Consider the following 12,793-nt stretch of genomic DNA (forward strand, 5'->3'; position numbering starts at 1 on the left):
ACTCCATGGTTATTAACCAAGGTATCGCCCGTTGCAAAATGATCTTTAACGTCCGCTTCCATGCAAGGCCAGTCAGCATGGCCCTGCCTCGATACGGTTACAGCTCGACCCGTTTGATTTTCTTGATCAGATCCGCCTGTGCGTGCTCCAGCTTCAGCGCGCTGCGATTGATATCCAATGGATCGATGACCGGCGCTTCGCACTCGGCCTCAAGCTCGTTACACGCCTCGATGACCTGATGTTCGGCCACAATCCGCGCCGCGCCCTTGATCCTGTGCGCCAGGTCAGCCAACAGCCCGGGATCGCTTTCGGGAATCAGCGAATGCAACTCCTCCAGATCCTTTTCGCAACTCGACAGCGCCTCGCGCAGCAATTCTTTCATCATGTCGAGGTCGCCGCCGGTGAGCTCGTCAAGACGCTCGCGGATCGAACCGAGCTCCTTGACAGTCGCCGCAGGCGGACTTTCAACCGGCTCGGGTTCAAGATTTTTTTCCCAGCCGGCAAGCATGGTCGACAAGGTGCTGAGGCTGATCGGTTTGAACAGACAATCATCCATGCCCGCCTCTCGGCATTTCACTTTTTCTTCCGGCTGCGCGTTGGCTGTAAAGCCCAGTACGATGCACGGTGCGCCACCACTGTCGCGCTCATCCTGGCGAATGGTGCGGGCCAGCTCATAGCCGTTCATGACCGGCATGTTGCAGTCGGTGATCACAATGTCGAACGGCTCCGAGCGCCACAACGCCAAGGCCTGGGCACCATCGGCAGCATCACGCACCGCCTGGCCAAGGAAACTCAGCTGCTGCGTGAGTAGCAAGCGGTTGGCGCTCTGGTCATCGACTACGAGGATCCTGAGTGTCGGGACCGGTTTGTCCTGAATAACCGAAACAGGCAGCACCTTGCCGCCGAGCGGGCTGAGAATGTTGAAGAACAGCGACACTTCCAGGCAGGTGCCTTTGCCCAACGTACTGGTGATATTCAGCCGCCCGCCCATCAATTCGCACAACGAACGTGAGATGGCCAGCCCCAGACCGGTGCCGCCCCTGTTCGAGGGGCCGTGATTGGCTTGCGAAAACGGCTGGAACAGGTTCTGCAGATCCGCGCTGGAAATGCCGATGCCGGTGTCCTCGACCTTGAGGTCGACCTGCAAACGCTCGTCAGCGAGGCGTTGGCCGCGAATCGAGACGCTGACATGACCGGTGTCGGTAAACTTGATCGCGTTACCCACCAGGTTCGAGAGCACCTGCTGGAAGCGCATCGGATCAACCAATACGTCACAGCCGACGTTGGCATCGATATCGAGCTTCAATACCAGGCTTTTTTGCCTGGCCAACCCGTCGAACACCCGCGCCACGGATTCGACCAATTCGCGCAGGTTGGCACGTTTCGGCGAAAGGCTGACATGGCCGGACTCGATGCGTACCACGTCGAGGATATCGCCGATCAGTTCCAGCAGACCTTTCGCCGAATCGTACGCCACTTCAATCGCCGGTCGATCGAAGTGGCCCTGCTCGGCACGCTTGAGGGTGAGTTCGAGCATGCCGATCACGGCACTCATTGGCGTACGGATCTCGTGGCTCATGGTCGCCAGGAACGTGGTTTTGGCGCGGCTCGACTCGTCAGCCAGCTCTTTCGCCGCACGCAATTCCTCGATCAGTTCGCGCCGTTCGCTGATGTCGATCCAGCCGCAGATCACGCCCCTGACCTCACCCGCGGTGTCGTGATAAGGCTGGATCCAGTGGTAAATGATCAGCCGTGTATCACCGACATGCAGCGTGCGATCCACCTCGTAAGGTTCATCCTGTTCGATGACGCGCAGGTAGTCGTCGTGAAATTGCAACGCCTCCTGACGATTGCGCTTGCCGCTTTCGAGCACGGTCTTGCCGATCACATCCTTTTCTATCAGGCCGAAGGTTTGCAGATAGTTGTTATTGCAGGTGACAAGTCGACCTTCCCGGTCGCGCACGTAAATGGGATGCGGCGTGCCGTTGATCAGCGCCCCCATGAACTTCAGCTGATCGCCAAGCAAACGCTCTGCACGACTGCGTTCGCGGATCTGCCGGCGGATATAGAAATTCCACGCCAGCGATCCCAGGATAATCAGGAAGGCGCCAGCGCTGATCTGGTAGATCAACGCCTTGTAGTCGCGCCACGACAGTCCCGAGAACGCTGCGATGGGACGCCAACGGTTGAGGATCACGTCCAGCTCGTCTGGCGGAATGCTCAGCAGCGCCTTGTTCAGAATGCTGACCAGTTCGGTATCGGCGCGCCGGGCGGCAAAGGCGAGGAACCCTTTGTTCATGCCGACGATGTTGGAGATGCGCAAACTGTCGCTATAAATGTGAGCGATGTAATAACGCGCACTGTGCAACGTGGTAATCATCGCGTCTGCCCGCCCGTCTTTCACGTCAGCCAGCGCGCCCAGCACTGTTTCGTTGTCGACGATCTCGATGTCGGGATAATCCTTGAGCAGCTCGCGCTCCGCCGAGCTTTCGGGAACCGCGACACGCTTGCCGCGCAGTTCCTGCAGGCTTGAAGGCGCGCCTGCATCCTTGGTAGTGACGATCACGAAGGGACTGGCGAGAAACGGATGAGTGAAACGCATGCCGACTTCACGCGAGACGGTTGGCGTCAGCAGCGAGATATCGGCGCTGCCATCAAGCAGACGCGTGCTCAGGCTGGAAAAACTGTCAGTGCGTTCTACATCGATCTGCAAACCGGTGCGGCGCTGAATCAGCTCCAACAGATCAGCGCCGATCCCGCCAAAATTGCCATCGCCATCAAAGAACGCAAACGGTGCCTGATCGTCATTGATCACAAACCGCGCCACCGGGTGCAGCTCAAGCCAGCGTGCCTCGCCGGGTGTCAGGTCAATACGTTTGGGGGTCAGCGCCCCGCCGCCGCCGGACCAGCGCTTGGTGATCTCGCCTATCTTCCCCTCACCCATCGACTCGATGACCGAGTCGATCAGACGCAGCAGCTGATCATTACCTCGGCGCAAGGCGAAGCTGAAACCGCTGGTTTGGGTTTTGACGAAAGAGTGCAGACGCACATAGTTAAAGTAGTTGAGGTTGATCAGATAATTGCTGGACACCGTGTCGCCCAGGAACAGATCGACTTTGCCAAAGGCCAGCGCAGCCAGTGCCAGCTCGTTCGATGGAAAAAGCACGAACTCGGCGTTGGGATACAACCCGTGCAATTGACTGGAAGGCAGGTAATCGTCGGCAACCGCAATACGCAAACCGGCCAGATTGGCCGGCATCGGTCGCCGATCATCGCCGCGCATGAACATCGCCGGCACGTCTTCGACATAAGGTTTGCTGAGCGTGACGAGGCCATCGATCAACTCGAAACTGTTGGAGCTGCCCAACATGTCGATGTCGCCACGCTCGAGCGCCGCCATGGCATCGCGACGGTCGGGATAAGCCTTGACGGTAACTTCGACGTGCAAGGCCTGGCCGATAATGCAGGCGATGTCGGCGGCAATCCCCTCGTAACGTGTACCGCTGGCGGTCATGACATAGGGCGGGAAATCCGGAAGCGCCGAGCCCAGCACCAGACTGCGCTTCTGCCGCAGCCAACTCCAGTCTTCATTGGCCAGATCGAGCTGCAGCTCCTTGCAGTCCGATCGACCGAACACCTGCAGAGTGCGCGGCTCTGCTGCCCACAACAACCCGCTACCGAACACGAAAAGCACACTGGCTAGCAAAACACCGCGCAACAGATGAAACATAAGCGAGTTATCCCTGATTGTCCGCCGTCAGGCTGTGCTGCAACTTGAACAGCTCTGCATCACCACGAATGCCAAGCTTTTTGAAAGCGGCCTGTTTTTGCCCGCTGATGGTTTTGCGACTGCGCGAGAACTTCAAAGCGATCTGCGTCACTCCCATTCCCTCCAGGCAGCAGCGCAAGACTTCTTTCTCTTTCGGTGACAGCAGAGGATTGCTGAGGAAATCGTCGCTGTGCGCCGCGCCGTCGTCATTGGCACCGGCAGGTTCATCGACCGACGCAGGCAGCACATCGAGCTCGAAGGCCATTTCCGGCGACAGGTACAACTGCCCGGACGCAGCACTGCGGATGGCGGTGATCAGGTCATCGACCGACTGCGACTTGCCGAAGAATCCGCTGACGCCCGCCCCGATCGCCATGTTCACCACCGCCGGGCGTTCTTCGGAAGATGAGACGAGAATGCGCATGCCCGGATATTGCTTGCGCAGCAGACGGATCAGATTAAGCCCGTCCAGCTCCCCATCGTGCAGCTTGTAGTCGAGTATCAGCAGGTCGATTTCGATCTCGCGCAACCCGGCGAGCAACTGCGCGCTGCTCCCATAGACACCCACGACACTGAACTCGGCTTCGCGCGTCAGCCGCGATTTCATCGCCAGACGTATGAGCGAGTGATCATCAAGGATGGCAACGCGTAACGGATTCACGACTGACCAATGCATGAATAGCTCCATGATGAGGAGGGTTGGAGAACCATCAGCACTTGGCAACCGCAGCAAATCCCGGGCACTACCGAAGCATTCAGGTGCATCTGATTGATTTCTCGGCACATCATGAGTGTTTTGCAGGCGCGACGAAATAGGGCTTTGTCCCAAAAGTCAGACTGCCCGCTCGCATCAGCGATCAGACGTGCCTATGGCGCGGCGCCAGGACGACTTTTGCCCCTCGAAGCGCCAATCGACCAGATGGGCCCAGTTCATGGGTCGAGCATAAAAGAAACCCTGCCCCCACTGACAACCCAGCCGCGCCAGGTGGTGAACCTGATCGGCGGTTTCGATGCCTTCTGCCACCACCCGCATGTCCAGCTCGCGCGCCAGGGCCAGCGCACCGTGAATGACCGCGCTGTAGCGGGCCTGCTGGAAATTCTGCACGAAACCGGCGTCGAGTTTGATTTCGTTGAACGGCATCTGACACAGGCGCTCCAGCGAAGAATAGCCGACACCGAAATCATCGATCGCCAGGCTGAAACCCAGCATGCGCAGGCGCACCATGTTTTCCATGCTGATCTCGGGCATCTGCAGCAGACCGGTTTCCGTCAGCTCGAATATGAGCCCGGCTGGCGAGGCGCCGTGGATGCGCAACAGCGCCTTGATCCGGTCGACGAGGTTCGGGTTGGCCATCTGCGTGACGTCGAGATTGAATGCCAGCTTGAACGGTTTGCCGTGGGACTGCACGAAACGCTGCAGACTCAGCCCTTGCGTAAGCAGGCTGAAAAACATTTCGTCGAGCAGCCCGCAACGCTCGATCGTTGGCAAGAACATACCCGGCGAAAGCAATCCGCGACTGGGGCTCTGCCAGCGCACCAGCACTTCGGCGCCATCCACCTCACCACTGCGCAGATGAAACTTGGGCTGGAAGTACGCGCGAAATTCCTGCCGGCGAATGGCTTCAAGCACTTCGCTCTCCGAAGGCTGATCGAGCTGACTTTCCGCCACTTTGGCATCGACCTGAGTGTGCGGCCGGTAGCGAGCCAACAACGGCGCCAGCACATCGACCATCAACGGCTTGCCGACACTGCCGAGCAATTCCAGGCCCTGCAACGTGACGATCCGGTCAACCGTGCGCAACAGGTCTTCAGGCAGTGAACTGCAGATGATCACTGCGCGAATCAATCCGGCCTCTCTCGCCAGGCGCAAAAACGTCAAACCATCCATCCCGGCCATGCTCAGGTCACACAACGCAACGTCCACGCCCCCTGCCTGGGAAATCACGGCCAGCGCATCCTTGCCGTCAGCCGCCTGAAAGATATTTTTGTAACCCAAGCTATTAAGCGCACTGACCGCCGCCGTGCGCTGGAAGGCGTGATCTTCCAATACCAATAAACGAAGCGTGTTCACAAACCCGGAACCTCTTTCTATCAGCCATTAATAGTGGAAAGTCTGAATCATCTTTCAAGCAGGACGCCCGCTCACAAACTTTGCATTGACTGAGATTTTCTGCACCCGCGAATACTAACCAGACACAAACTGCACGACTTTGAGAATTGTCTCATTTAGTTCGCCACACCATTGACCGCAAATATAGCTGCGCACTTGCGATAGTGCTGACTTGCTCTCACTTGCCGAGCTTTAAGACAAATCTCAAAGACTTACAACTAACACAGACCTAAGATGGCCTGGCATTTCAATGCAGCACTTTCACAATAACTTCGGATATAAACATGAAAAAGTTCGCTTTCGCACTACTCACTCTTTCCGTACTGGCTGCCTCTACCGGCGCACAAGCTGCGGAAGAAGCCGCCAAAGCTGTCAAGGGCGGCAGCGGTCAAATCAGCTTCACCGGCGTTATCAATAACGACGCTTGCTCGGTAGATGGCGCTTCGGGCAGCGACAAGATGATTGCCGTGGACATGGGCAGCGTTTCGATCAAAGACATGGGCACCGATTCTGCCCCGGGCGCCGGTCGTGTGGCTGCCAACGATTTCAACCTGAAAGTGAACTGCAACGCCGGTACCAAGGTTTCGATGCTGTTCAAACCAACCGTAAACGGCGGTTCGGGCCTGGTTGATGGCAAGAAAGTTCTCAAGCTGCAAGGTACCGATGCGGCCAAAGGCGTAGGTATCGCGCTGCTGGACAGCAATGGCCAGTTGATCGATCTGAGCTCCGAAGCCACTGCCAAAGTGCAGACCAGCCTGACTGGCGACGGCACTACTGGCGGCGACGGCACCCTGTCGTTCGCAGCCGCTTACGTCACCACCGGCGACAAGACCGCTGCTACTGCAGGTACCGGTAACGCCACTCTGCCGTTCGTTCTCGAATACGAATAAGCAGCGCGCAATACCTGGACGGGGCCGCTGTGCCCTGTCCTTCCCAGCCTGAATTAATCGGTGAACACTATGTTAAGTCGCTATTTTCCGCTTTGCCTGGGACTTGCCGGAGTGTTGATGACGCACTCGGCATTCGCCAGCATTTCCTTGAGTTCCACCCGGATCATTTTCGATGGCGCGCACAAAGAAGCGAACGTCACCGTGCGCAATGGCGGGCAAACCATTCTGGCGCAATCGTGGCTGGATGCCGGCGACGCCGCTGGCAGCGCGCCGCCTTTCGCGGTGACCCCACCGCTGGCCAAACTCGAGCCCAATCAACAGCAACTGCTGAGGATACTTTATGAGGGCCGCGGCATGCCTGCGGACAAAGAGTCAGTGGTGTGGCTGAACGTGCAGGAAATCCCCCAGGCCAGTGCTGCCGATGTCAATACGCTGCAACTGGCGGTGCGTCAGCGCATCAAGGTTTTCTTCCGCCCGGACGGACTCGCCGGTGACGCCGCAAAGGCGCCGGAGCAACTTGCATGGCAGTTGGTTACACAGGCTGGCAAGTCGATGCTGCAAGTAAAAAACCAGAGCAATTACCACGTATCGCTGGCAGATCTGAAAATCGCTGCTGGAAAAAAAGCGGAGCTGGTAATTGATTCGACAATGATCGTTCCCGGCGAAGTCCGTTCGTTCAATCTGAAAGAGTTGCCAGCCGGTTCTTCGCGCTTGAGTTTTTCGGCCATTAACGACTACGGCGCACAACAAAGATTTGACGCACCACTGAGCGCCACCGAAAGTCATGCCGAGCGCGTGAAAGATGCCTCCGCGCAGTAACTTCCCCGCCCTACCCTGCCAACTTACAAGCTATTCACAAGTTCCGGACTCCGGTTGAAGCAACACGGACTGATAAGGCAAATTGCATGTTTTCCTCCCAACACCACACATCTCCAAGTTGTGTTAAGCATCACGTTGCGCGTCAGAAAAACAAAACGGCGTTGGGCTGCCTGCATCCATTGTGCTTTGCAATCAACATGGCCATCTGTGGATTTGCCGTAGGTGCCGAAGCGCCGGCCGCGGTAGCGGGTGAAGCTTTCAATACGTTGTTTCTTGAAGGTTCATCAGCGGTCGATCTGCAACCCTTGTTGAATGCCAACAGCGTACTGCCGGGCCAATATCGCGTTGACGTTTACAGCAACGGCACGCTGGTCGGTCGACGCGACGTTGATTTTGCGGCCAACCCGGTCAACGGCAAAGTCGAACCGCACATCACCCTGGAACTGTTACAGCAGCTGGGTGTGGACATGCGCAAACTGCGTGAGCAAGGTCTGGTTGACGAGCAACACCCTGCCGATCACTACGACCTGCCCGCGATGATCGAGCAAGCCAGTCTCAGTTTTGACGCCAACCGCCTGCGCCTCAATATCAGCGTGCCGCAGGTGGCGATGGCTCGTGGCATGCGTGGTTATGTCGATCCTGAGCTTTGGGACGAAGGCGTGGCCGCCGGCTTCATCAACTATCAGTTGAGCAGCACCCGCAGCAAAACCGATTACTCGACGCAAATCTCCAATAACCTCGGGCTGCGCAATGGCATAAACCTGGGCGCCTGGCGTTTGCGCAACGAGTCCAACCTGAGCAGCGCCACCGGCCGGCCCAATCGGTTCGTCAGCAACCGTACCTTCATCCAGCGCGACCTCACGGCGATCAAGGGGCAACTGAGTGCGGGTGAAATCTTTTCCGATTCGGATCTGTTCGACAGCGTGCGCTATCAAGGCGTCAAAGTGGCCTCTGATGAGGGCATGCGCGCAGACAGTGAGCGCGGCTATGCGCCGATCATTCGTGGCGTGGCTGAAACCAATGCAACGATCGAGGTCCGCCAGGATAACTACATTCTCTACACCACCAACGTGCCGCCGGGCCCGTTCGAGATCAGTGATATCTATCCATCGGGCTCCAACGGCGATCTGGAGATCACCATTGTTGAAGCGGATGGACGGCGCAAGGTCACCCGCCAGGCATTCTCCGCCCTGCCGACGATGGTGCGTGAGGGACAGTTGAAGTACAGCCTGTCGAGCGGCAAATTCAATAACAACAGCGAGGGCTACGACAAGCCGGCCTTCCTCAGCGGCACGTTCGCCTATGGCTTGACCAGCAACCTGACAGGCATTGCCGGCCTTCAGGCCAGCAATGGTTTCAAGGCGCTCTCATTCGGCGCGGCGAAGAATACCTCGATTGGCGCGATGTCCCTGGACGTCACGCAATCGTCCAGCAAGGCCTTTGGCAAAACCACCCAGGGCAGCAGCATACGCGCGCTCTATGCAAAGACCTTCACCGGCACCGATACCAGCTTCACCCTCGCCGCCTATCGTTATTCGACCGAGGGTTACCGCACGCTGACCGACCATGTGCAGGACACCAGCGCCGGCGCAACCCGACGCCTGGGTAATTCCAAAACCCGCACCGATCTTACGGTCAACCAGACCTTGGGCGAAGCACGTCAGTTCGGCTCGCTGTACTTGAACGCCAGTGACCAGCGCTATTGGGATCGCGGCGGCTCGCGGAGCTTTTCCGCCGGTTACAACAACAACTGGCGCGACCTGAACTACAACATCAGCCTGAGCAAAACCCAGGAATTCGGCGCGCGCGGTGAGACCAACAACGACACACAACTGAGCGTTTCGATTTCCTTCCCGCTCGGATCGACGCCTCGCGCACCGCGTGCCTACATTTCCAGCAACCATCAAAATACAGGGACCAGCACCCAAGCCGGGATCAACGGTTATCTGACCGAGGACAGCGACACCTACTACTCGGTGCAGACCGGGCGCAGTGTCCAGGGCGATCGTTCTGGCTCGCTGAGCCTGAGTACCCGCACATCGATGGGCGACCTGAGCCTGGGTTACAGCCGAGGCAATGGCTATGAATCACAGAACCTGAGTGCCGCCGGATCGCTGGTGGCCCATGCAGGCGGCATCAATATGGGCCAGACCGTCGGCGAAACGTTCGGCCTGGTGGAAGTGCCCGGCATGTCGGGCGTCGAAGTCAGCAGCTATTCAGGCGTGAAAACCGGCCTGAACGGCTACGCGGTTCTGCCTAACGCGCAACCGTATCGCGTGAACTGGGTGACGCTGGACACGCGTAACCTGGGTGGTGAGATAGAGCTGGACAATGCCACTCAGCAACTGGTGCCAAGACGCGGTTCGGTGGTTCTCGCGCGATTCGAAGGCAGCAAAGGCAGACGCGTCCAGTTCGAGCTGTACGACGCCAACGGACAGGCAATTCCATTCGGCGCCGTGCTGTTGGATAGCGACGGCAAACAACTGGCATTGTCCGATCCGACGGGCAAAGCCCTGGCGCTGGTGACCAAAGACCACGGTGTCATCACCATCAAGTGGCAGGGCAAAAGCTGTCCCGTGCCATACAAGCTGCCGGAAAAGGTTGAAGGTTTGAACTACGAGCAATACCGGTTGGCCTGCTCTTCGAGCGCGAAGTAGTGCGCCAATAACCCTGCGCCTGTCGATTGAATCTGCAACACGGGCACCCGCTGACTATATTGCTCGGCGCCTTGGCGGTATGGTGGTTTGCCGTCCGCCGAGGAACCCTGAATGCCGAAAAAACCACCAGCCCCTGACAAAACCGCGAGCGCAGCCGACATCGAGCGTGCGATTCTGGCCTTGAACACAATGGCCGAGCGCCTGTGGGGCGACGGGCGTGAAGCCGAGGCCAAGGCGCTGCTCGATGCACTGGATGCGCTGAATCGCGCTCTTGACCGGATCCGCATCGGGGAAAGTCGCAGGGCCGTCACCCTGCACTGAATCAGACCTGATAGAACTCTCGATACCACTGCACGAACGCCTGCACGCCCTGCTCGATCGGCACCTGCGGGCTGAAGTCGATGCAGCGTGACAGCGCCGACACGTCGGCCCAGGTCTTCACTACATCGCCCTCCTGCATCGGCAAATAACGGCGCTGCGCTTTCATGCCCAGTGCCTGCTCCAGGCACTCGACGAAGCTCATCAGCGCCACCGGACTACCCCGGCCGATATTGAACAGGCGGTTGGTGCCGCGCTCGTCGCTGAGCGCGGGCGGTTTGTCGAGCAAGCGGAAAATCGCTTCGACGATGTCGTCGATATAGGTGAAATCCCGCGCCATTTCGCCTTGGTTGTAGATGTCGATGGCGCGCCCTTGCAGCATCGCCTCGGTGAATTTGAACAGCGCCATGTCCGGTCGGCCCCACGGGCCGTACACGGTGAAAAAGCGCAGGCCGGTAGCCTGTAATCCGTAGAGATGGCAGTAGCTGTGCGCGAGTAGTTCGTTGGCGCGTTTAGTCGCGGCGTACAACGACACCGGCTGATCGACCTGGTCATCTTCTGCAAACGGCATCTTGGTATTGGCGCCGTACACCGAGCTGCTCGAGGCGTAAATCAAGTGCTCGGGCGGATGACCACGGCAAGCTTCCAACAGGTTGAGAAACCCGACCAGATTCGATTGCGCATAAGCATCAGGATTGTCCAGCGAGTAACGCACACCAGCCTGCGCGGCGAGGTGGATGACCTGTTTGAATCGGCCCTTCACGAACAGCGCGGTCAATGCTCCCTGGTCGACGATGTCCAGCCGCTGGAAAGTGAAATTGGTCAGCGTTTGCAATCTGTGCAACCGCGCCTGTTTAAGTTCGACGTCGTAGTAAGCGTTGAGATTGTCGACACCAACAACCTCAAAACCTTCGCGACATAAACGCACGACCGTGTGATAACCGATAAAGCCTGCTGCGCCCGTCACCAGAACACTCATGATCGCCTCGGCTCACTGGTTTGACTTTAGCGGATACGCACCGCCGAACATTTCGCCCGCAAACTCGGCAACTATTCATAGACGACCTTAGTTGCCGAGGCCAGCAGCAGCCGACGCAAGGAGATTAAAAGGCAAACCTCTTACGAACCGAAAGATGTAAGATTGAAACTAATTTGCTATCACGCACACCATCTAACCTAGACGACTTCAATAACTTGGAAAAGTTTAAAAAATCCGACGAATAGATTTCACCCTTACGAACCAATCACTTACAAAACATGGCCATCATCAGCGGATGAAAGGCAGTCTTTTTGACTGTTATTAATTGACAGCTTGCGAAGACTGGCCGATAACTAATCACTGCCCGAAGCGCCGGCGCCCCTGCGCACTTTACGCCTCTCGGGTTAGTTATGTAATTGGATCCTGAAGGTCGCAACTGCGAACCGTGCGGTAGCTTTGCCTGAACAAAAGCCGCCGGATCGTTATAGCCAAGACTGCCACGGATATAACAATAACCCACCTAAGTTGATTCATTTTTGAAACACTTCTTCTGCCAATAAACATTGATGCATCTGGCTCGGCACTTTGCCTTGATCAGCCTACTACCTACTAGCAAGCATGACGGCTCGTCCCACGTTATCGGCCGCCTTGCTTAAACGATCGCTATGTATGGAGTACTCCAGCATGCTAACGGTTTGCCGCAACGGTTCTAACTGGTATTTATTGCAGTGCAAGCCCCGCCAGGATGAACGGGCACAACTCAATCTGCAGCAACAGAACTATTCGACCTTTCGGCCGCAGCTGATGAGCGAGCGCAGTATTCGTGGCAAACGCCAACGAACCCTGGAATCGCTGTTCCCCGGCTACGTGTTCATTCAGTTGAGCCGTGACGATAATTGGGCGCCGATTCGCTCGACCCGCGGCGTCAGTCGCATCGTCGAATTCAACCACGTCCCGGCCCGGGTCGATGAAGACGTGATCGCACAATTGCGTGAACGCAGCCAGGAGTCGATCGGTTTTCCCGCCGAGCCGACGCTCAAGCCTGGCGAACCTTTGCAGATCGTCCAGGGCCCACTGTCCCTGCTCGAGGGTGTGTTCCTGTCCATGCAGGGCGATGAGCGCGTGATGATCCTGCTCAATTTCCTCAACCGCCAACAACACGTAAGCGTCCCGCTGAGTTACCTCGAACGCCAGCGACAATAGTCCGGATCCGCTTCGCCCTGACACCGACCCCCTCTATCAGGAGCGTGA

The 12,793-nt window shown here is 57.6% G+C and carries 9 protein-coding genes; 5 read left to right on the top strand and 4 right to left on the bottom strand.

The genetic code is table 11. From position 1 onward, the window contains the following. Positions 1 to 97: 97 nt before the first annotated feature. From AEQ63_RS02980 to AEQ63_RS02990, 3 genes are all read right to left on the bottom strand, one after another. Positions 98 to 3,730: a transporter substrate-binding domain-containing protein gene (locus tag AEQ63_RS02980; protein WP_064361720.1), complete on the bottom strand. Its 3,633-nt coding sequence runs from the start codon at positions 3,728 to 3,730 to the stop codon at positions 98 to 100. Positions 3,731 to 3,737: 7 nt separating this feature from the next. Further along, positions 3,738 to 4,445: a response regulator transcription factor gene (locus AEQ63_RS02985; protein WP_042609798.1), complete on the bottom strand. Its 708-nt coding sequence runs from the start codon at positions 4,443 to 4,445 to the stop codon at positions 3,738 to 3,740. 174 nt (positions 4,446 to 4,619) lie between these two features. Beyond that, positions 4,620 to 5,840 carry an EAL domain-containing response regulator gene (locus tag AEQ63_RS02990; protein WP_042609797.1) on the bottom strand — a complete coding sequence of 407 codons (1,221 nt, stop codon included), beginning with the start codon at positions 5,838 to 5,840 and terminating at the stop codon, positions 4,620 to 4,622. Between the two features lie 323 nt (positions 5,841 to 6,163). Here AEQ63_RS02990 and AEQ63_RS02995 point away from each other — a divergent pair, with 323 nt between their 5' ends. The 4 genes from AEQ63_RS02995 to AEQ63_RS03010 all read left to right on the top strand — a co-directional run bounded on the left by AEQ63_RS02995 (position 6,164) and on the right by AEQ63_RS03010 (position 10,566). Next, positions 6,164 to 6,769, top strand: a complete 606-nt coding sequence (locus AEQ63_RS02995; RefSeq protein ID WP_042609796.1) for a fimbrial protein — start codon at positions 6,164 to 6,166, stop codon at positions 6,767 to 6,769. A gap of 69 nt (positions 6,770 to 6,838) precedes the next feature. Then, a complete protein-coding gene (locus AEQ63_RS03000) occupies positions 6,839 to 7,588 on the top strand; it encodes a fimbrial biogenesis chaperone (RefSeq protein ID WP_064361721.1) in 750 nt (249 codons plus the stop codon). A gap of 197 nt (positions 7,589 to 7,785) precedes the next feature. Then, the gene (locus AEQ63_RS03005) at positions 7,786 to 10,245 is read left to right on the top strand and encodes a fimbria/pilus outer membrane usher protein (protein ID WP_236705229.1); all 2,460 of its coding nucleotides are present in this window, start codon (positions 7,786 to 7,788) and stop codon (positions 10,243 to 10,245) included. Between the two features lie 111 nt (positions 10,246 to 10,356). Next, positions 10,357 to 10,566 (top strand): hypothetical protein, encoded by a 210-nt coding sequence (locus AEQ63_RS03010; RefSeq protein ID WP_064361723.1) that lies wholly within the window; start codon positions 10,357 to 10,359, stop codon positions 10,564 to 10,566. Between the two features lies 1 nt (position 10,567). On the opposite strand, the gene AEQ63_RS03015 is transcribed toward AEQ63_RS03010, so the two are convergent. Continuing rightward, complete coding sequence (locus AEQ63_RS03015; RefSeq protein ID WP_064361724.1) at positions 10,568 to 11,542, bottom strand: NAD-dependent epimerase; 975 nt, start codon at positions 11,540 to 11,542, stop codon at positions 10,568 to 10,570. A 684-nt stretch (positions 11,543 to 12,226) separates the two neighbouring features. Between AEQ63_RS03015 and rfaH the strand changes: the two genes are divergently transcribed. Beyond that, the gene (gene rfaH, locus AEQ63_RS03020) at positions 12,227 to 12,745 is read left to right on the top strand and encodes a transcription/translation regulatory transformer protein RfaH (protein WP_064361725.1); all 519 of its coding nucleotides are present in this window, start codon (positions 12,227 to 12,229) and stop codon (positions 12,743 to 12,745) included. Positions 12,746 to 12,793: the final 48 nt, after the last annotated feature.

Source organism: Pseudomonas sp. RIT-PI-o, from assembly GCF_001297215.1.
In the GTDB taxonomy this organism is placed as follows: domain Bacteria; phylum Pseudomonadota; class Gammaproteobacteria; order Pseudomonadales; family Pseudomonadaceae; genus Aquipseudomonas; species Aquipseudomonas moraviensis_A.

Bases quoted from the DNA above. Each gene is read 5' to 3' on its own strand.
- AEQ63_RS02980 (WP_064361720.1), bottom strand. From the start codon at position 3,730: ATGTTTCATCTGTTGCGCGGTGTTTTGCTAGCCAGTGTGCTTTTCGTG.
- AEQ63_RS02985 (WP_042609798.1), bottom strand. From the start codon at position 4,445: ATGCATTGGTCAGTCGTGAATCCGTTACGCGTTGCCATCCTTGATGAT.
- AEQ63_RS02995 (WP_042609796.1), top strand. From the start codon at position 6,164: ATGAAAAAGTTCGCTTTCGCACTACTCACTCTTTCCGTACTGGCTGCC.
- AEQ63_RS03000 (WP_064361721.1), top strand. From the start codon at position 6,839: ATGTTAAGTCGCTATTTTCCGCTTTGCCTGGGACTTGCCGGAGTGTTG.
- AEQ63_RS03005 (WP_236705229.1), top strand. From the start codon at position 7,786: ATGGCCATCTGTGGATTTGCCGTAGGTGCCGAAGCGCCGGCCGCGGTA.
- AEQ63_RS03010 (WP_064361723.1), top strand. From the start codon at position 10,357: ATGCCGAAAAAACCACCAGCCCCTGACAAAACCGCGAGCGCAGCCGAC.
- AEQ63_RS03015 (WP_064361724.1), bottom strand. From the start codon at position 11,542: ATGAGTGTTCTGGTGACGGGCGCAGCAGGCTTTATCGGTTATCACACG.
- rfaH (WP_064361725.1), top strand. From the start codon at position 12,227: ATGCTAACGGTTTGCCGCAACGGTTCTAACTGGTATTTATTGCAGTGC.